Source organism: Psychrobacter cibarius (assembly GCF_904845955.1).
Lineage (GTDB): Bacteria > Pseudomonadota > Gammaproteobacteria > Pseudomonadales > Moraxellaceae > Psychrobacter > Psychrobacter cibarius_B.
In genome coordinates this window covers 183,869-202,345 of the sequence record NZ_CAJGYX010000004.1, presented here as the reverse complement: position 1 = coordinate 202,345, position 18,477 = coordinate 183,869, and the positions used below count along the sequence as shown (strand labels likewise).

At 40.7% G+C, this 18,477-nt stretch carries 19 protein-coding genes; 14 read left to right on the top strand and 5 right to left on the bottom strand.

The window, feature by feature from the left end; all coding sequences use genetic code 11:
* Positions 1–229 precede the first annotated feature (229 nt).
* On the top strand, positions 230–1,465 hold the full coding sequence (locus tag JMV76_RS09810; protein ID WP_201502542.1) for an FUSC family protein: 1,236 nt from the start codon (positions 230–232) through the stop codon (positions 1,463–1,465).
* Positions 1,466–1,707: 242 nt separating this feature from the next.
* Here the strand turns inward: JMV76_RS09810 and JMV76_RS09805 are convergent, their stop codons facing one another.
* Positions 1,708–2,829, bottom strand: a complete 1,122-nt coding sequence (locus JMV76_RS09805) for an ABC transporter substrate-binding protein (RefSeq protein WP_045443939.1) — start codon at positions 2,827–2,829, stop codon at positions 1,708–1,710.
* 444 nt (positions 2,830–3,273) lie between these two features.
* On the opposite strand from JMV76_RS09805, the gene JMV76_RS09800 reads away from it, so the two are divergent.
* Genes JMV76_RS09800 through JMV76_RS09770 form a run of 8 tightly spaced genes read left to right on the top strand, consistent with a single transcriptional unit; the run spans position 3,274 to position 6,329 of the window.
* Positions 3,274–3,534 (top strand): hypothetical protein, encoded by a 261-nt coding sequence (locus JMV76_RS09800; protein ID WP_201502541.1) that lies wholly within the window; start codon positions 3,274–3,276, stop codon positions 3,532–3,534.
* A 50-nt stretch (positions 3,535–3,584) separates the two neighbouring features.
* Positions 3,585–4,271, top strand: a complete 687-nt coding sequence (locus JMV76_RS09795) for a DUF4268 domain-containing protein (protein WP_201502540.1) — start codon at positions 3,585–3,587, stop codon at positions 4,269–4,271.
* 44 nt (positions 4,272–4,315) lie between these two features.
* Entirely contained in the window at positions 4,316–4,666 is a 351-nt protein-coding gene (locus JMV76_RS09790; RefSeq protein WP_201502539.1) for an IS630 transposase-related protein, read from the top strand.
* A gap of 13 nt (positions 4,667–4,679) precedes the next feature.
* Positions 4,680–4,889, top strand: a complete 210-nt coding sequence (locus JMV76_RS09785; protein WP_201502538.1) for a transposase — start codon at positions 4,680–4,682, stop codon at positions 4,887–4,889.
* A 58-nt stretch (positions 4,890–4,947) separates the two neighbouring features.
* A complete protein-coding gene (locus tag JMV76_RS14885) occupies positions 4,948–5,271 on the top strand; it encodes an IS630 transposase-related protein (RefSeq protein WP_227690282.1) in 324 nt (107 codons plus the stop codon).
* Complete coding sequence (locus JMV76_RS14880) at positions 5,247–5,789, top strand: IS630 family transposase (RefSeq protein ID WP_227690293.1); 543 nt, start codon at positions 5,247–5,249, stop codon at positions 5,787–5,789. Before JMV76_RS14885 ends, JMV76_RS14880 begins: the two co-directional genes overlap by 25 nt.
* On the top strand, positions 5,765–6,061 hold the full coding sequence (locus JMV76_RS09775; protein ID WP_374190053.1) for a transposase: 297 nt from the start codon (positions 5,765–5,767) through the stop codon (positions 6,059–6,061). Before JMV76_RS14880 ends, JMV76_RS09775 begins: the two co-directional genes overlap by 25 nt.
* Positions 6,027–6,329 (top strand): DUF4268 domain-containing protein, encoded by a 303-nt coding sequence (locus JMV76_RS09770; protein ID WP_201502537.1) that lies wholly within the window; start codon positions 6,027–6,029, stop codon positions 6,327–6,329. The genes JMV76_RS09775 and JMV76_RS09770 overlap by 35 nt, the downstream gene beginning before the upstream one ends.
* Positions 6,330–6,439: 110 nt before the next feature.
* Here the strand turns inward: JMV76_RS09770 and JMV76_RS09765 are convergent, their stop codons facing one another.
* Positions 6,440–7,270 (bottom strand): Cof-type HAD-IIB family hydrolase, encoded by an 831-nt coding sequence (locus JMV76_RS09765; RefSeq protein ID WP_227690279.1) that lies wholly within the window; start codon positions 7,268–7,270, stop codon positions 6,440–6,442.
* A 301-nt stretch (positions 7,271–7,571) separates the two neighbouring features.
* Here JMV76_RS09765 and JMV76_RS09760 point away from each other — a divergent pair, with 301 nt between their 5' ends.
* From JMV76_RS09760 to JMV76_RS09750, 3 genes are all read left to right on the top strand, one after another.
* Positions 7,572–8,087 carry a hypothetical protein gene (locus tag JMV76_RS09760; RefSeq protein WP_201502536.1) on the top strand — a complete coding sequence of 172 codons (516 nt, stop codon included), beginning with the start codon at positions 7,572–7,574 and terminating at the stop codon, positions 8,085–8,087.
* Positions 8,088–8,469: 382 nt separating this feature from the next.
* Complete coding sequence (locus JMV76_RS09755; protein ID WP_045453424.1) at positions 8,470–8,949, top strand: BLUF domain-containing protein; 480 nt, start codon at positions 8,470–8,472, stop codon at positions 8,947–8,949.
* A gap of 181 nt (positions 8,950–9,130) precedes the next feature.
* On the top strand, positions 9,131–9,946 hold the full coding sequence (locus tag JMV76_RS09750; RefSeq protein ID WP_045453427.1) for a hypothetical protein: 816 nt from the start codon (positions 9,131–9,133) through the stop codon (positions 9,944–9,946).
* Between the two features lie 139 nt (positions 9,947–10,085).
* Here JMV76_RS09750 and JMV76_RS09745 read toward each other — a convergent pair whose 3' ends face one another.
* From JMV76_RS09745 to parC, 3 genes are all read right to left on the bottom strand, one after another.
* The gene (locus JMV76_RS09745) at positions 10,086–10,406 is read right to left on the bottom strand and encodes a hypothetical protein (RefSeq protein WP_045453431.1); all 321 of its coding nucleotides are present in this window, start codon (positions 10,404–10,406) and stop codon (positions 10,086–10,088) included.
* A 236-nt stretch (positions 10,407–10,642) separates the two neighbouring features.
* Positions 10,643–11,161: a DUF805 domain-containing protein gene (locus JMV76_RS09740; protein WP_201502535.1), complete on the bottom strand. Its 519-nt coding sequence runs from the start codon at positions 11,159–11,161 to the stop codon at positions 10,643–10,645.
* 90 nt (positions 11,162–11,251) lie between these two features.
* The gene (parC, locus tag JMV76_RS09735) at positions 11,252–13,561 is read right to left on the bottom strand and encodes a DNA topoisomerase IV subunit A (protein WP_201502534.1); all 2,310 of its coding nucleotides are present in this window, start codon (positions 13,559–13,561) and stop codon (positions 11,252–11,254) included.
* 571 nt (positions 13,562–14,132) lie between these two features.
* Between parC and JMV76_RS09730 the strand changes: the two genes are divergently transcribed.
* Both JMV76_RS09730 and JMV76_RS09725 read left to right on the top strand, forming a co-directional pair.
* Positions 14,133–15,860 carry an AMP-binding protein gene (locus JMV76_RS09730; RefSeq protein WP_055124813.1) on the top strand — a complete coding sequence of 576 codons (1,728 nt, stop codon included), beginning with the start codon at positions 14,133–14,135 and terminating at the stop codon, positions 15,858–15,860.
* A gap of 608 nt (positions 15,861–16,468) precedes the next feature.
* Complete coding sequence (locus tag JMV76_RS09725) at positions 16,469–18,238, top strand: AMP-binding protein (RefSeq protein WP_201502533.1); 1,770 nt, start codon at positions 16,469–16,471, stop codon at positions 18,236–18,238.
* Positions 18,239–18,477 lie beyond the last annotated feature (239 nt).

Here is an 18,477-nt window from a genome sequence, read left to right as displayed (position 1 = left end):
CAAGTATTTGTCAGCACCTTTCAGCATTACCAATAGCCAAATGCTATGTTGTTAGGGTGTTTTTTTGTCGTTATGTGCTAGCATGTTTTGACCTTCAGCGTCTTTTATCTTTTAATAGGTAAAAGGCGTTATTTTTTGATCATGACTTTATCATCGCTTTATTAATAGTTAAGCCAGTAGCTAGAATTTAACCGATTTTTTCTTCCTTCACTTATAAGAGATACCCTGCGTGAAACCGACTTTTTGGCAACGATTTACCGCCCCGTTTGTAGAGCCTTATGCCCGTTATCAGCATGCAGATGTTTTGCATGCCATACGTTTGGGTCTGGCTGTACTTATTGCGCTCTTGTTAAATGAGTTTACGCACTTGCCGCATGGTGAGTGGACGACCATTACCGTGTTTGTGATTTTGGGTTTGTTGCAATATCAAGGAGCGATTTATACCAAGGCTAAAGAGCGGATATTGGGTACTTTGCTTGGGGTAGTAGTTGGGCTTAGCTTCTTATGGCTGATTAAAGATATCGGTGGCTGGCTGTGGTTGTATTATGGGCTGATTGGCAATATCAGTGGCATCATCGGTTATGTGGCGGTCAAGCAATTGGGCTATATCGGTCTGCTGACAGGTATTACCATGCTGATGATTGTGTCGAGTCCTGACCACAGCAATATTACTCAAGATGGCTTATATCGCGCGTTCAATATTTTGCTTGGTGCAGGAGTAGCGGTGGCCGCTACGTTAATTTTACCGCTTAAATCGACGTTGATGTGGCGGTTTTTGTTGGCCAGTAATCTTGAAACCTGCAGCAATTTGTATGCAGGGGTTGGCAATCATATTGATGCGGATGTCTTAGTGCCCAAGCCGTTTAAATATAGTAAGGCGACCAGTTCGGCCAGTATTATTTATCCATCGAACAGTTCTATACCAGATACACCCGTCAATAAGTCTTTGGTGAAAGCATTACAAAAAATTAATAAGCGTTTGCTTGCTGTGCGCCCGCATATCGCCGCCACAGTGAGCGAATCTGGTATTGAAAAGGAAACACTAGAAACCATTCAGCGTACCCATCGTAATATCATTGGTACCATTGATTTGCTGTTAAGTGCGGCACCGCGTTTGGCTAATATTGAGATTGATGATGAAAACCATATTTTGCTTATTCATTATCAGCACGAATTGACGCAAGCGATGCAGCATATGGCGGCTGTATTACGTAGTCCAAATGATGAAGTATTTCGACCGATTACGCGCATCGCCGTATCAGAATATCCAAGTGTAGAAAACTTAGGCTTTGAATGGCAAGGCTATTTTTGGCTGACCCAAACCTTACAAGTACAGTTGCAGCGACTTAGTGATTTATTACAAACCACCAAACCGCAATGGTTTGCTGCCTCTGGTCTACGCTATCAGCGCCGCGAACAGCGCCGTATTGAGCATAAAGGTAGTGAAACTGATTTGCACTTATAAATATAGTAAATCCTATATAAATCAGATACGGTGTCAGGCTCGATTAGTCTACTATTGTTAATAATTTCGCTCGCCTTCCTTGTATCCAAATTATATTGAACCGACTATAAAAGCTAAATAACAGCCAAATGAAGAATAAATAAAAAACGCTGACTCTCCCAAGTCAGCGTTTTTTTTGCGGTAACAGTTGTTAAAAAAGTTATTAAAAATGGCTATAAAAAACAGCTATCAACAAACAGTGATTAACGACCAGTTTTTAGCTTATCCCAATACTGCTGATAAACTTGCAATGCTTCATCGCCCACATCTTCTTGGAACTCAGCTTTTGCCAGTACGTCTTTGCTCGGATAGATGGTTGGATTGTTTCTCACCTCTTCTGGCATCATCTCACGCGCAGCCATATTAGGCGACGCATAACCAATCTCTTCGCTGACGATTTTAGAGTTCTCAGGACGCAGCAAGTAGTCAATAAACTTATGGGCTGCATCGACTTGTTTGGCGTTTTTCGGAATCACAAAATTATCCATCCACAAGATAGCGCCTTCAGTTGGATATTTATAAACCAAGCTGGTCAAGCCTTCGTTATTGGCGATAATTGCCTCGCCATTCCAACTCATACCAACCGTGGTTTCGCCTTCCATATAAGGCATACGCGAGGCATCCGAGTTAAAGGTCTTCACATTTGGCATCAAGGTCGTGAGCTTCTCATAAGCGGCTTTGATTTCGTCAGGATTTTTACTATTACCTGAATGCCCAAGGGTCAATAGCGCCATGCCAAACACTTCGCGCATATCGTTCATCAGCATCACTTGCCCTTTATACTCAGGACGCCATAAATCGTTCCAGCTATTTACAGTTGCAGGATCGACCTTGTCACCATTAATGGCAAGACCGGTGCTGCCCCACATATAAGGAATCGAATATTTGTTCTCTGGATCAACCTTGGTATTGGTAAAAGACGTATCAAGATTCTTAAAGTTGCTTAATTTAGATTTATCGAGCTCTTGCAGCAAGCCTTCTTTGGCCATTTTTTCGACATAATATGTTGATGGGATGGCTAAGTCATATTGGCTAGAGTCATCGAGCAATTTAAGCTTGGCGTACATAGCTTCGTTAGAATCAAAGGTGGTGTAATTGACCCGAATGCCTGTCTCTTCAGTAAAGCCGTCAAGGATTTCTTGCGGCATATACTCTGACCAGTTATACAGATTGAGCGTTTCAGCACTCGCCGCTGTACCATCAGCCGCTGTATTGTCTGACTTGCTACAGCTAGCAAGTGCTAGCCCAACAGCCACGGCTAATAGTGCTTTTGGTAGTATACGAGCGCTACGAGCAATGTTGTGGGGCGATGATAAATGAGTCAAAATATCTCTCCTAAATAAGAATGATGCAAATGAGTAAAAAGTTAAAAGATAGATAATGGAAGCTAAGGGCTAAATACTAAGTGCTGAATATAAATACTAAGTGCTGAATATAAATACTAAGTGCTGAATATAAGGTATCGAGCCAGTTGTGAAACTATTATGGCTATGATTGTTAAGAATTTAAAGGGCAAGGAAGAAGTTCGTTCTTCATAATATTGTTAAAAGTGGCGCTGATGCATGGCTGAAGAATCTATAAAATCACAAATATGAGGTTTACTGCTGTCTTTGAGTAAGATAATAAGCGTAAATAATCATGCTATGATGAGAGTTGCTTTACTCTTAAGCCATGAGTTTAAAACATGGTTTTTATAAGATGCAAAGAGTATAGATAAAATAAAAATAATCGAATGTTAATTAAATGGTTCGAATTAAAAGAGGCAAAAGATGAATAATCGTAAACGCGCTGGACTGATTACTGCTGTGCTTGGCATAATTGCCTTTATGACCATGTTTAACGCTGGCTCGCCGACACCTATCGTTAATTGGCCGGTTGAGACGTACATAGGTTTGGCATTTACGATTAGCTGGTTGAGTAATGTGCCTGTTTGGTTGGCCTATGTGCTGGCAGCGGTGGTGCTTATTTTGATCGTGATCGGATTTTATAAAATTGGTAGTTGGGTTTATGGGTTAGTCATGCAGAATTAAGTGGTTATTTTCAATAATTAAAATTATATAAAACATAGATTGAGGTTGTTATGGTCGGCAGAATTGAAAGAGTTGCTCTAAGAGAAATATGGCGGCATGAGGCTTATGACTTTACTACTTGGTTAAGCCAGAATATAGAAGCTTTAAACGAAGTGATTGATTTTGAAATACTAAATGTAGAAACAGAAAAGTCTACAGGTACTTTTTCTGTAGACATTATCGGAGAAGATTCAGCTGGTAATATGATTATTATCGAAAATCAGTTAGAGAAAAGTGATCATGATCATCTTGGCAAATTAATCACTTATTTAGCAGCATTTGATGCCAAAGTCGCTATATGGATTGTAGCTACTGCTAGGCAGGAACATATTCAGGCTGTAAGTTGGCTAAATGAAAATAAAGAATCTAGTTTTTATTTGATTCAAGTTGAGGGAATTAAAATTGGTGATAGCTTACCAGCACCTTTATTTATAACAATTGTAGAACCAAGCGAAGAATTAAAGCGAATTGGTAGTGTTAAGCAAGAAAATACAGAGCGACATAAGCTAAGACGTGATTTTTGGTCTCTTCTTCTTAATGAGTTTAAAACTAAAGATCCATTATTTCAAAATATATCGCCTTCTCAATATAACTGGATTGGAACTAGTTCTGGATTAAGAGGCGTCGGCTATACTTTTTGGTTAAAGAAAAATAGTGTTTCTATCAAATTGTATATTGATATAGTTAATCTTAGATAAAACCGATACAATGTTTATAATCAATTCATTTAGTGAAATAAACGATGACCTATTCAATCGACTTTCGCAAACAAGTACTGCGTAGCATTAAAGACGGCATGACCATTCGAGAAGCTGCTGCTTTTTACGAGCTTAGCACAAGCTCTATTCACAGCTGGCAGCAGAGCTTAGTTCCTAAAACGACTAGAAATAAAGCACCGACTAAAATATCAAATGAAGCATTACTGAAAGATGTTAAGCAGTATCCAGACGATTATATGTACGAGCGAGCACAGCGTTTAGGTTGCAGTAAGTCAGGCATTGAGTCGGCCTTAAAGCGTCTTGGCATCAGTCAAAAAAAAGACCTTAGAACATCCAAAAGCATGTCCGATCAAAAGAGCGGCGTATCAAAGTAAGCTTGATCATTTTATGAAGCAAGGCTATCCCATTATTTATATGGATGAAAGCGGCTTTGAAGCTGAAACTATTCGCCCTTACGGCTATACACCAATAGGAAAACCTTGCATTGATCGCTACAACTGGCAAGCAAAAAAGCGTACCAACGTCATCGGTGCTTTATATGAAAAGATGCTGTTTGCGCTTGATTACTTTGATAAAAATATTAATGGCGATATATAGTCTAATCCAAATAAAACCGATACAATCCTATTAACAATTGCATTTAATGAAATAAACGATGACTTATTCAATAGACTATCGCAAGCAGGTACTTTCTAGCATCGCTAATGGTATGACCATACGTGAAGCTTCCCTGTTTTATGGACTTAGCACCAGCACCATTCACAGCTGGCAGCAGAATTTAGCCCCTAAAACAACCAGAAATAAAGCACCGACTAAAATACCTGATGACGCATTGATTGAAGACGTAAGAAGATTCCCTGATGATTATAACTACGAAAGAGCTCGTCGATTAAATTGTAGTAAAACGGGCATCTTCAATGCTCTAAAGCGTCTTGGCATCAGTCAAAAAAGACACTGGAGCATCCAAAAGCATGTCTGATAAAGAGAGCTCAGTATCAGAGTAGGCTTAGTAGCTTTATGCAGCAAGGTTATCCCATAGTATATATGGATGAAAGTGGCTTTGAGGCTGAAACTATCAGACCTTATGGCTATGCACCGATTGGAACCCCTTGTATTGATAGCTACAACTGGCAAGCAAAAAAACGTACCAACGTCATCGGTGCTCTCTATGAGAAAGTACTGTTTGCGCTTGATTACTTTGAACAGAATATCAACAGCCATATATTTTATGACTGGTGCAAGTTCACGCTTATTCCAAGTCTCAAGACTAAATGCGTGATTGTCATGGATAATGCTCGGTTTCATAAAAATAAGCGTATTCAGAGATTACTGAACAGGCATGGCCATCGCATTCTATGGCTGCCACCCTACAGTCCTGATCTCAATCCTATCGAAAAGAAATGGGCGCAAGCAAAGTTTTTACGCCAAGGTTGGATGGAGAATAATCTGCCTAAACTATTTCATGATATAGGTTGTATCGATTTTATAACGACTTAACTATATTCTACGACTGGTGTAAATACACCCTAATCCCTAGTCTTAGAACCAAATGTGTAATTGTTATGGATAACGCCAGCTTTCACAAACGAGTTCAAAGACTGCTGAATAGGTACGGTCACAGGCTTCTATTCTTACCACCCTACAGTCCTGATCTAAATCCTATCGAAAAGAAATGGGCGCAAGCAAAGTTTCTACGCCAAGGTTGGATGGAGAATAATCTACCTAAACTATTTTATGATATGGGTTGTTCCAGTTTTATTGTGGATTGACTATAGAGGTAAAGGGTCAGGAGAAGATAATGTTAGTATCTTTAATCAGCTCTATGAGAATAGAGCAGAGATAGAAAGTAGTTTGAATTATAATATCAACTGGCTTAGTCTCGAAAAATACCGTGCTTGCGTCATTGATTGCGATATTGAGTCAGGTGGATGGCAAACTGACAAAGATGATTGGTATATTGTCATTGAAGAATGTATTGAGAAAATGATTCAGTTTAAAAGTGTCTTACAGCCTTATATTAATAAAATCAAAATTTAACTTATCAATAAATGTAGCTAGGCTGTGGCGTGTGTGCTAACCCGTGACTTGGATTGAGATTCCTTGGATTAGCACTTACACTACGAAAATGAAAAGCTTAACACTATCTTTTAAGACGCAATATGAAATTGCTCAAGCACCAACTGAATACCGCGCTCCTCAATCGTACCCGTGACGAAGTCTGCACGCGCAATCAATTCTTGCTTGGCATCACCCATCGCCACCGCATAGCCGACCAAGTCAAACATCTCTAAATCATTCATTCCATCACCGAACGCCATACACTCACTGGCATCTACCCCATAGTATTGACAGACGTCTTTAATGCCTCGCGCCTTGGATGCCTCTATCGGTAAGATATCTGCGCCGATCTGATGCCAATGGACGAGCTTTAAATCGTACTGGGCAAAATCGACGTCTTGCATTTTCTCTTGTTGATTGTTAAAAAATACTGAGCATTGATAGACGATATTCCCTTTATGATATTCAGGATCAACGATAGAGTTTGGCGTGATGGCATTAAACTCGCGCAAGCGCTCATTTTCACCTGACCAAGCGATATGGGTGGCAGAGTCAAACTTATGAATCAACTCGCTCTGCTGGCACAGACGCACGATTGTATCCGTTTGTTCAGCGGACAACGGATAGTGGCTAATCCGACCCTTTTTATCAAAACTATACTGCCCATTCATACAAATAATCGCATCTAAGACATCAGCTTCGAGCAAGGCTAAAATATCTGCTGGCAATATGGCTTTGGAGCGTCCCGTTGAAATCACCAGCTTAATATCAGTATCTGCAAGCTCCTCAAGGGTCGCTTTGTTGTGTTCGGCAATGATGCCATTGCGGCTCAAGGTATCATCGATGTCAAAAAAGATGATCTTGGGTGTCGGAGTCTTGATAGTCATACTTTCTTTGGCGATTTTGTCTTCGATAAACATGATGATCCTATTGTTTTTTTAGTCGTTTCAATACCAATGATTTAGATACTACTACAACACACCCAAAGAGATAAATACCTATAAAGTAACCTGCGATGATGCAAATTTGGCTACTGCTGCGGTATTCGCTTTGCTGGCGGTGCGATTTATTAATGCTTATTCCAAAGGTTAACAAAAACCCTAAACGATATAATTAACTTAAGAGTGGCTATTTATTATAAGGTTAGGATTAACGATCAATATCAGCTAACAAAATGATGAACGGTTTTTATCAGTGTATCCGCTACTTAAAGGAGCTAGTATGAAACTTTTTACCTTAAAATCAGTCACCGCTTTGACGGCACTGGCAACATTGGCACTATCTGCCAATGCCTTTGCAATGGATATTAAGTTTAACGATGCTGCTTGGAATGGCAGAAAAATACCTGAAGGGCAGCAGTGTCTAAACTATGATGGCAAAAATCCAGCCACGCCGAGCATGACGGTCTCAAACATACCGATGGGCGCGGAGAGCTTGGTTTTCGTTTATAACGATGTGAGCAATAAACGTATGCAACATGGTGGACATGGCATTGTAGAGTTTGCCCTACCAGAAGGTGCTACGAGTGCTGAGATTCCACGTGTGTTTGGGCACACTTATGAAGTGTCAGTCGGGATTGAGATGATCGCGGAATATCGTAGCCGTGCAGGGGAAGCGGGAGGGGCGTATAAACCACCTTGTTCAGGTGGTAAAAATCATCTGTATACGGTAGATGTGCAGGCTTGGCAAGGCGATAGTGTGCTTGCTGAGACAACGGTTGAGATGGGTCGGTATTGATTTGATGCCTTGGTCGTTTTAATGAGCGTAAAAAAGCCGTCTATACCGTGTGTATAGACGGCTTTTTAGTAAGAGTAAGTGATGTTTGCAACGTCTGAGCTATGAGTAAGCGTGGGTTAGTCGTATGTTAGGGTTGAGACCGTGCTATAGGAATATATAGATTAGGCTTGTTAACTATTAGAATAATGATATCGCAGTCATTGTACCAATTTTTATAGTACAATTGTACTCTGAGAAGTATAGGCGTCCTATTTCATTAAAATTCCAATGGTTATTTCTAGAAATACAATGATGCTAGATGACAAAAAACCACTAAGAAAAAAAATTTTATTGATTATACTTTATCTTAAATTAGATCAGGTTTTTATAAATAAGGTTTCTCATGACTATAGCGACAAGCCATACTCCAGAAAGCAAAAAAATAAATGGCGAGCATATTCTTATCAACATGATATATATCGCCAAAAATGTCGACCTAGATTCGGGAATCGAGCTGACTCGTGCACTTGAGTATTGGCGAAGGTATTTTGAAGAAAACAATATAGCTTCAGCTTTAGTCATTAGTGAAGGTTATTTCGTTCAAAGTTTTCAAGGGACAAGGCCCGCTATCAATATTGCCTTAGAAAAAATACTTGACGAGCATTCAACCATTTTTCCCAATATTGTTAATATAGAGGAAATAGAGTCGCGTCAATGGAATGGGTTTTTAGTGAAGCATCTAACATCAAGCGCTGAAGATGAAGAATATGCCCTCAAAAGCTTCTCAGCAGGTTCTGACTATAATCCCTATCTAATGACAAGTGCTCAGATTAAGAGCTTTTTGTCAGCGATTTTTAAAGATGCTGAATCCAATAAGCCTTAGATAAGTTCTCTATTCTGATTAACGTAAAAAAGCCGTCTATACCGTGTGTATAGGCGGCTTTTTAGTTGTTTTCAATATCTTATATTTATAGATCGTAAAGGTTGAGTGTTGTAATTCTACATATGTTGTGTATTATCATCTGAGGCGTTCGCTATTTGAATAACTTAAACGGATTATACATATGAAAAAATTGTCTTTATTACTAGTAACGCTTTTAGGTTCATCAATCGTATTAAATAGTTGTGCGACTATCGGTCTTACAGATTATGCCAAAAACGATAATAAAAAGGAGCATACAAAAAACGTTTTATCTGAGAGCGTCATTGCAGTGGGATATCCTAATAAACCTATACAAGGATACGAAGATGCTATGATTCTAGCTGGTAAAAATTATAGTTTTTTGGTAGAGCCTGTAGTCTCTGCTAATACGCAATCTGATCTGTTTAAAAGAATTTTCGCTCAAGTGGATTTAGGCTCGTTATACATCGACACTCAATCTTCATATACCAATCGTAATATTCAACAAAAAACTCAAGCTGGTTCCAATGAGCTTATTCTAGATGTAGAAAATGATGAATCAAATCAAATTAAAAACGTACCTACAACTGTTGGCTTGCTATATGCTAAGCCGATTAGTGCCCTAAAGATTAACGAGCAATCAAAGTTAGAAAGTTTTGGATTTGAATGTAAGACAGCCATTGTTACTGAGCAAAAAAATTTAATTTGTCAGCGTGCAGTAAACGTTGAGCTGACGGTAGCTTCTGCAGTACAAAACATTAATGACGTCAATTATAAGCTCAAGCAGCCCTTAAATATCCAGTTGAATTATAAGTGGGAGACAGGCAGTAACGCTAATAAGTTTAGCGCGGTTCTACTACCAGTTGCCATGGCAGTAGATATCGTCACTCTACCTATTCAAGCTTTAGGTGTTGGTCTTACATATGCAGCTTTCGCAGCAGCATATGGTCAATGCGGTAGTAGTCGTAGCTGTATATAGCGTGTCGGCTTTCGAAAGTTAAAGCGTGCCTTCCATGCACCTTTCGGGTTTTATTTATGTAATGGAAACCTGAAGTTCAGCCTACGCCAGGCCGTCAACTCTATATGATAAAGGCATCATTTATATTTACTAATGCAATTTAACCAACGACGCTACCCATTTCAAAAATAGGTAGATAAAGAGCAATAATGGTCAAAGGAATAAGAAGAATAGCCAAAGCTAAGAGAAAATATTGAGTGGTAGCTTGCCATCTTTTTGACGGTTCCAACAAATAAACCAAGGGTATTGGGATCAAGGCTAACCCTAACCAGTATTTATGAGTACTTAACACGACCTTAGTGAAGACTGGTATATCAACACCAAAACTTTTATACAATTCTCCAAAAGTTGGAGTCACCAAAATTACTACTATTGCGCAGAATAAAAATAAAAAAGATACAATTATTGCTAAAGCTTTCATATAGTCACTAATAATTAAAGTCGTAAACTGCGTCCAGTTTTCTATTTTTTAACGTTATTAATCTCATCGGTGTGTGGAGTGCACCCTACGCACTAAGACCACACTTGAAGTAGATTGCTATTAACGTTTGTATCGTTTTAGCTAGTGTGAAAAAGCCGTCGATACAAATTATATAGTCGGCTTTTTGGTGAGAATAAGGTATGTTTGGGCAGCGATAAAGTATGCTGACTTAGTCGTTAGAAAAAATCCAACTGATAGACATGCATAGCAATTGATGCAGATAAAAAAATGAATATAATCATAAAGATGGCTATAATAGGCATTAACACCGCTATAATTTTAGTTAATAACGAAGATGGTTCAGAAGGTGTACCATAATCGTTAACGTTAATATCTCCTTTAACAAATGCAAGGCATAGTAACAGTATTAGATTAACTACCGGAATGAACCACAAAAGAGATACCCAACCTGATATATTTAAATCATTAAGCCTGCGCTTGCTAGGTATGAGTAAGATGTAGAGATACACTAAAAAAGCCAAAATAACAATCAAAAAACTTAAAGCATCAGTAATTTTGCTGTCATCACTAAATAAGTAAGAGCTAATCTCAAGCAGCCCGCCAGCAATTAAAACTAAAGGTATGAGCATGATATTAAGTAATAGGTTATACGCTAAGAAGCGAATGCGGCCTATTCTGCCATGCACTGAATAAAATCGCTCTTGATTATAATTATTAGGTATTTGCTCGTGCATCTCTACCTTCTTTTTCATATATTTTATTTATTTAAAGCTTTAGGTGAAGTAGTAGCTATAGCTAAGCTTTTGCTTCAGTATTCAAAAAACTTAATCCGCAACCTCAACGCTCGTCACATTCTGAAAGCCTCTTGGCAACTGTCCACCACGATTGCCTCGAACTCCCGTATAGTTAGCCAAATCATTTGGCTTGAGTGTCACATGACGCTTACCAGCGGTAATGACAAGGCTGTCCTGCTGACTGAGTGGCGTGATAGTAAGTACCTCTTCGCCGTCTTTTAACTTGATAAGTTTATTGCCTTTACCGCGTGCCTGTTCAGGCAAATCATCGAGGGCAAATATCAGTAAATATCCAGCATTGGTCACGACGGCGATATGGTCAGGCGCTACCTTTGCATTGGTATTGTCACCATCAGCATTGGCAGTCGTATCTACTGGCGCATCGATACGCGCAACAGGGAGCAATCGACTATCAGCCGCTAGGTTAATGATGTTTTTACCTGCTTTTTGATTACTATCAAGATTACCGATGGTGTTGATAAAACCATAACCTGCGGAGCTAGCGAGGATGATGCGCTGATTGTCAGCACCGGTTAATAGCTGCTCAAAGCTAGCACCTGCTGGTGGTTTTAACACACTGGTCAGAGGATCGCCTTGACCACGAGCCGATGCGAGATTGTGCGCATCAATACTATAGCTGCGTCCAGTGCTATCAAGCACGTAGATTTTCTCATTGGATTTACCGCGCACGTGCGCTTGATAGCTGTCACCTGATCGATAGCTCATGCCAGCAGCGTCAACATCATGACCTTTGGCAGCACGAATCCAACCTGCCTTTGATAGGATGGCAGTGATTGGCTCGCTCGGTACGAGATCAGACTCTTTTAATGCTTGCGCTTCTTCGCGCTCTGCTAGTGGTGATACGCGCTCATTGCCATGTTCTTTCATATCAGCTGTGAGTTCTTCAATCATCAGATTGGTCAGACTGTCTGGATTGTCCAAATACTCTTGAATGATCGCGCGTTCGGCAGCCAACTCATCTTGCTCGCGGCGCAGCTCAATTTCCTCTAACTTTGCTAGCTGACGCAGACGAATATCCAAAATAGCATTGGCTTGAATCTCAGTGAGGTCGTAATCTTGCATTAACGATAATTTTGGATCGTCCTCTTCGCGAATGATGCGAATGACTTCATCAATATTAAGATAAGCAATCAGCAAGCCTGCGAGGATATGTAAGCGCTTGTCGATTTTATCGAGGCGATATTGCAGACGACGGGTGACCACTGAACGGCGACAGATTAGCCATTCATCAAGGATTTCTTTTAGGTTTTTGACCTGCGGTTTACCATTTAGGCCAATCATATTCATATTGACGCGGTAATTGCTTTCAAGATCAGTACTGGCAAACAAATGACTCATGACGCGCTGCACATCGACGCGGGTAGATTTTAGCTCTAAGACGATACGGCAAGCGTTTTCATGGTCTGATTCATCGTGAATATCAGTAATCCACGGTAGTTTCTTATCCGTCATCAGCTTAGCGATTTGCTCTTGAATCTTATTGCCTGAGACTTGGTAAGGAAGCGCATCGATGATGACGAGATTTTTTTCTTTTGGGTCAATGTGAAAGGTGGCGCGCATTTTATAGCTGCCGCGACCGCTCTCATACATCGCCTGCAAGTCTTTTTTACGGGTAATGATTTCAGCTGGCGTTGGCAAGTCAGGCGCTGGTATCGATTGGGTTAATTGTTTAACCGATAGCTCAGGATTTTTTAGCAGACGAATAGCCGCGCGTACCACTTCATTAAGGTTATGCGGCGGGATATCGGTTGCCATACCAACCGCAATACCAGTCGTACCATTTAATAAAATATTGGGCAGGCGGGCAGGTAGGGTGGTTGGCTCTTGCATGGTGCCATCGAAGTTATCTTGCCAATCAACCGTGCCTTGTCCTAATTCTGCAAGCAAGGTATTGGCGTAAGCGGACATTTTGGCTTCGGTATAACGCATCGCGGCAAAGGATTTGGGATCATCAGGGCTACCCCAGTTACCTTGACCCGTGATGAGCGGATAGCGATAACTAAACGGCTGTGCCATTAGTACCATGGCTTCATAACAGGCGCTATCACCATGCGGATGATATTTACCCAGCACGTCACCGACCGTACGCGCCGACTTTTTCGCCTTGGCAGAGGATTTCAGCCCCAGTTCGCTCATCGCATAGACAATACGGCGCTGTACAGGCTTTAGGCCATCAGCGATATTGGGCAACGCCCGATCCATGATGACGTACATCGCATAGTTGAGATAGGCCTGCTCAGTGAACTCTGCGACTGAGCGAGTATCCATCGGTTCATTGGGAATAATAGGGTCAATCGTATGATCAATAACATCGGACATAAAATAGGGTTCACTTATCAGTTTTAATAGGTATAAATAATTGGTGCAAGCGTACAAATAGGATAGCGCTATCGTAAAGGATATTGGCAAAATTAAAAAGGCATAAGTCAGAATAGACGACAGGTCGTGACGTGCTGGATAATGATAAAGAGAGTACACAGCGTAACTTTGTGACCTTAACAGAGCTTGCTACTGCCCTTGATAGTAAAGGTAAAAAATAGTTAACGATAAAACACTATAAAGAGTATTAATGAATAAATGTTCGCTAATAAATTGCTGAAAGATTATCGATTATTGCTATTAAGGTTTTGATAACTATGACATTATTGACCGTCAAGACAGTTTGCGAACTCAAGTAGCAATCTTTTATATTGAGTAGTCTGTATAAAGTGTGTATGTTAATGAACAGAGGGCTATTTACCGCTATATTGTTTGCTCATCACCATATGATTGCCTCACAGCCAAGCCTGCCATTACGATGACAAGCCTGCGCTCTGAGCTGTTATATTTTTATCACACTGTGATTCGCATGGGTTGACGGTAGCGTACTATTACTAGGAGAGAAAAGATTATGGAAAATCACAGTAACCTAATTCGTCGTAACGATAAAGTATGGGTCAAAACTTATGAAAAGCTTGGTATTCAATACGACATTGAGATGCCAGCCGCTAATACTTCTTTAATCGATATATTTGAGCAGAATTTTACGAAGCACGCTGGTAAGACAGCGTTTGTCTGTATGGATGCAAAACTCTCCTACGAAGATTTAGATCGTTATAGCAAACAAATTGCTGCCTACTTGCAATCACTTGGGTTAAAAAAAGGCGATAAAGTCGGCGTTATGATGCCAAATATCTTGCAACTACCTGTTGCGGTATTGGGTGTGCTGCGTGCTGGCATGACCTTGGTTAACGTTAACCCGCTTTACACCTCAAAAGAGCTTGAGCATCAACTAACAGACTCTGATACCAAAGCATTATTTATTTTAGAAAACTTCGCCAAAACCTATGAAGACATTGGTAAAGACTTGGTTGACCATGTCGTCGTGACGTCGATGGGCGATTTGATGAGTCCATTAAAAGGCTTTATCGTCAATATGGTCGTGCGTCACGTGAAGAAGCTTGTACCTGACTATAACCTTAAAACCAGCACCAACTTCAAAACGGCGCTGAATCGCTTTTCAGCCAAAAATTACAAACGTCCAGATAACATCTGCCTTGATGACATTGCCGTTTTGCAATATACCGGTGGTACGACCGGTGTCGCTAAAGGCGCAATGCTCACGCATGGTAATTTAGTCGCCAACCTGATTCAATGTGATACCTATCTTGGCGATGCTTTTGATAAGTTTGAAGGTATGGATGAGCAGCCAGTTATCATGACCGCCTTGCCGCTATATCATATCTTCTCGTTTACCGTTTGTGGTATGTTTGGCTTATATCGCGGCTGTATCGGGTTACTGGTACCAAACCCACGTGATGGCGCAAGCTTAATCAAAGCTTACAAAGATTATCCACCAGCGTTTTTCCCAGCAGTTAATACGCTGTTTAATGCGTTGGCAAATAGTGATCCATTCAAAGCTTTAGATCATAGCAAGCTTGAGATGTCGATGGGTGGCGGCATGGCAGTATTAAAAGACACCGCTGACAAATGGCAAAAAATTACTGGTAATGTAATCGTACAAGGCTATGGTCTGTCAGAGACGTCTCCTGTGGCGTCAGCAAACCCAGAAGGTACGGGTGAATTCTCAGGTAACATCGGTCTACCGATGCCAGCGACAGACATGGCTATCTTGGATGAAGAAGGCAATGAGGTCGCACTGGGTGAGCGCGGCGAGATTTGTGTTCGTGGTCCACAGGTTATGAAAGGCTACTGGAAACGTGATGATGCTACCGCTGAAGTCATGACGTCTGACGGTTATTTCCGTACGGGTGATATCGGCGTGATGGATGAAGAAGGCTACTTTAAAATCGTTGATCGTAAAAAGAATATGATTTTGGTATCTGGCTTTAACGTCTATCCAAACGAAGTCGAAGATGTGATGTCAGGTCATCCAAAGATTTTGGAGTGCGGTGTCATCGGTATCGAAGATGAAAAGAGCGGCGAAGTGCCAAAGATTTATGTTGTGCGTAGTGATGACAGTTTGACTAAAGAAGAAGTGCTTGCTTATAGCAAAGAGAATTTAACTGGTTATAAGCGTCCTCGTTATGTTGAGTTCATCGATGAGCTGCCAAAGTCAAATGTCGGTAAGATTTTGCACAAAGATTTGCGTGTGCTGGAAGAAAAGAACCACGGTTAATCAGCTAGCCTTCAGCGCCAGAGTATTTTTATGAGTGTCTGCTACTGTTTGTTAGGCACTCGTAAAGTCATCATGATAAGTCACCACGATACTAATGATAAAAATTAACGCTACAAACTAACGCTACGAACTAAATCTGAAAGAAACTATCAGGATGCTAAGTCGTCGTGATAGTGGTGGTTGTGATACTGGGTGTCGTGATCCAAAAATGGTAAGGTTGCTGGTATGCTGCCTTATCATTTTTTGTATTTATTGCTTTTTTTGTCGCTATGACCCAGTCAGGTAGAGATAGAGAATTTTTAGCAAAACTGCTATAGTGCTTACCGACATATTTGTCTATTTATCGACGAGATGACGTTAGTTTTGCGCTATATCTCTGATAAAACTATCAGGGATAAAGGGGTTTTTAATTCGTCAATGCCGAGTTATTGTGCTATTTATTAAGGACTTAACGTTGCGCTTTGATTGACAAAGCTTGTGAATGACAAACCTTTTTTGTTACCACGTTTTTTATTCACAAGCTTCTGCTGTCATTGATCAATCACAAAAAATAATGGTGTTTTCATTAGATTATTCTACGTTTTTAACGGTAACATTTAGGGGAAATTATGACCGACAGTATCAATAAAGAGACCACAAACGATAACGCTGCAATGAATAAAGACAGCGTATTTCCTACTATGCCGACGATAGATAGTGACAGCCCATGGTTGAAAACTTATGAGCGTTATGGCATTGATGCGACTATCGATATGCCTGATGACAATACCTCTTTACTTGATGTGTTTGAGCGTAACTTTAGCCGTTATGGGAAAAAAACGGCCTATATTTGTATGGGTGCATCGATCAGTTTTAAGGAATTGGATTTATACAGTCGCCAAATTGCCAGTTACTTACAATCATTAGGCTTGGTAACAGGTGATAAAGTTGGGGTGATGATGCCCAACCTCCTGCAATATCCAGTGGTTGCTTTGGGGATCATCCGTGCAGGTATGGTGTTGGTCAACGTCAACCCTTTATATACCAGCCGAGAGTTATCGCATCAGCTGCATGATAGTGGCACCAAAGCTTTATTCATCGTTGAGAACTTTGCGAACACTTATCAAGAGGCGGAAGACAAAGGTCAGGTTGAGCATGTCATTGTTTGTAAGATTGGCGATATGCTAGGAACAGTGAAAGGAGCCGTCGTTAACCTCGTTGCGCGCCATGTCAAAAAAATGATTCCGGCTTATAGTCTGCCAAACAGCGTGAATTTTAAGCACGCTTTAAATGCAGTATCAGCCAGCAAATATAAGCGCCCTGATTTGAATTTAAGCGACGTGGCATTATTGCAATATACTGGCGGTACGACAGGGGTTGCCAAAGGTGCAATGCTGTCGCACGGTAACTTAGTCGCCAATATGCTACAGATTAGTGCGCTTATGGATAGTGCATTTGATGATGATGTTGATGCCAATGATGTCATCCTGACGGCACTACCGCTATATCATGTATTTTCATTTATGGTCTGCGGCATGTATGGCATGTACCGAGGTTATGCAGGCTTGCTTATCCCAAACCCTCGTGATCTTGATGGTTTGATTAAAGAGATGGCCAAATACAAACCCGCCTTTATCCCTGCGGTGAATACTTTGTTTAACGGTCTAGTACACAAAGACGGCTTTGCAGACTTAGATTTCTCTAACCTAAAAGCGTCTATCGGTGGCGGTATGTCTGTCTTGCCAAGCGTGGCAAAAGAGTGGCATAAAATCACTGGTCTGCCTATCGTGGAAGGTTATGGTTTGTCAGAAACCTCACCAGTGGCTGCTTTTAACCCGATGACGATTGCTGAATTCACGGGTAAAATTGGTATCCCTGCCTCTAGCACCGATATAATCCTAATCGATGATGATGAAAATGAAGTCGCATTGGGTGATCGCGGCGAGATTTGTGTCAAAGGTCCGCAGGTGATGATAGGTTATCAAAATCGTCCAGAAGAAACGGCTGAAACGTTTACTGCCAATGGCTTTCTGAAAACTGGCGATATCGGTATCATGGATGAAAAAGGCTTTATTAAAATCGTTGACCGCAAAAAAGACATGATTTTGGTCTCTGGTTTTAACGTTTATCCGAACGAAATTGAAGAAGCCATGAGCGAGCATCCAGCTGTGGTAGAATGCGGCGCTATCGGTATTCCAAACGATGACCGCGGTGAAGAACCAAAGTTGTTTGTGGTCAAAAAAGGCGATGTGACTGAGCAAGAGTTGCTTGATTTTGGTAAAAAGCAACTGACTGGTTACAAGCGTCCGCGTCACATACAGTTCGTCGATGAATTACCAAAATCAAACGTGGGTAAAATCCTGCGTAAAGAATTGCGTAAGATGGAAGGGTTAGAATAAAGTTGGTGCTATTTCTTGGTTAAGCCAATGACTGGCTCAAGTAGCGGCGCAATAGCTCGAACGAATCTTGCTATTGCGCCGCTGCCACGTTAGGATATCTCAATATTTACGTCTGCTATGGCATCCAATCATTATTTATTTTAGCTTGTTAATAGTTTGCTAGATAAATGGTGGTTAGCCACATAATGACAGACACCCCATTTTATGACACCGCCTTTAAAACATTGTACTAGGGATTT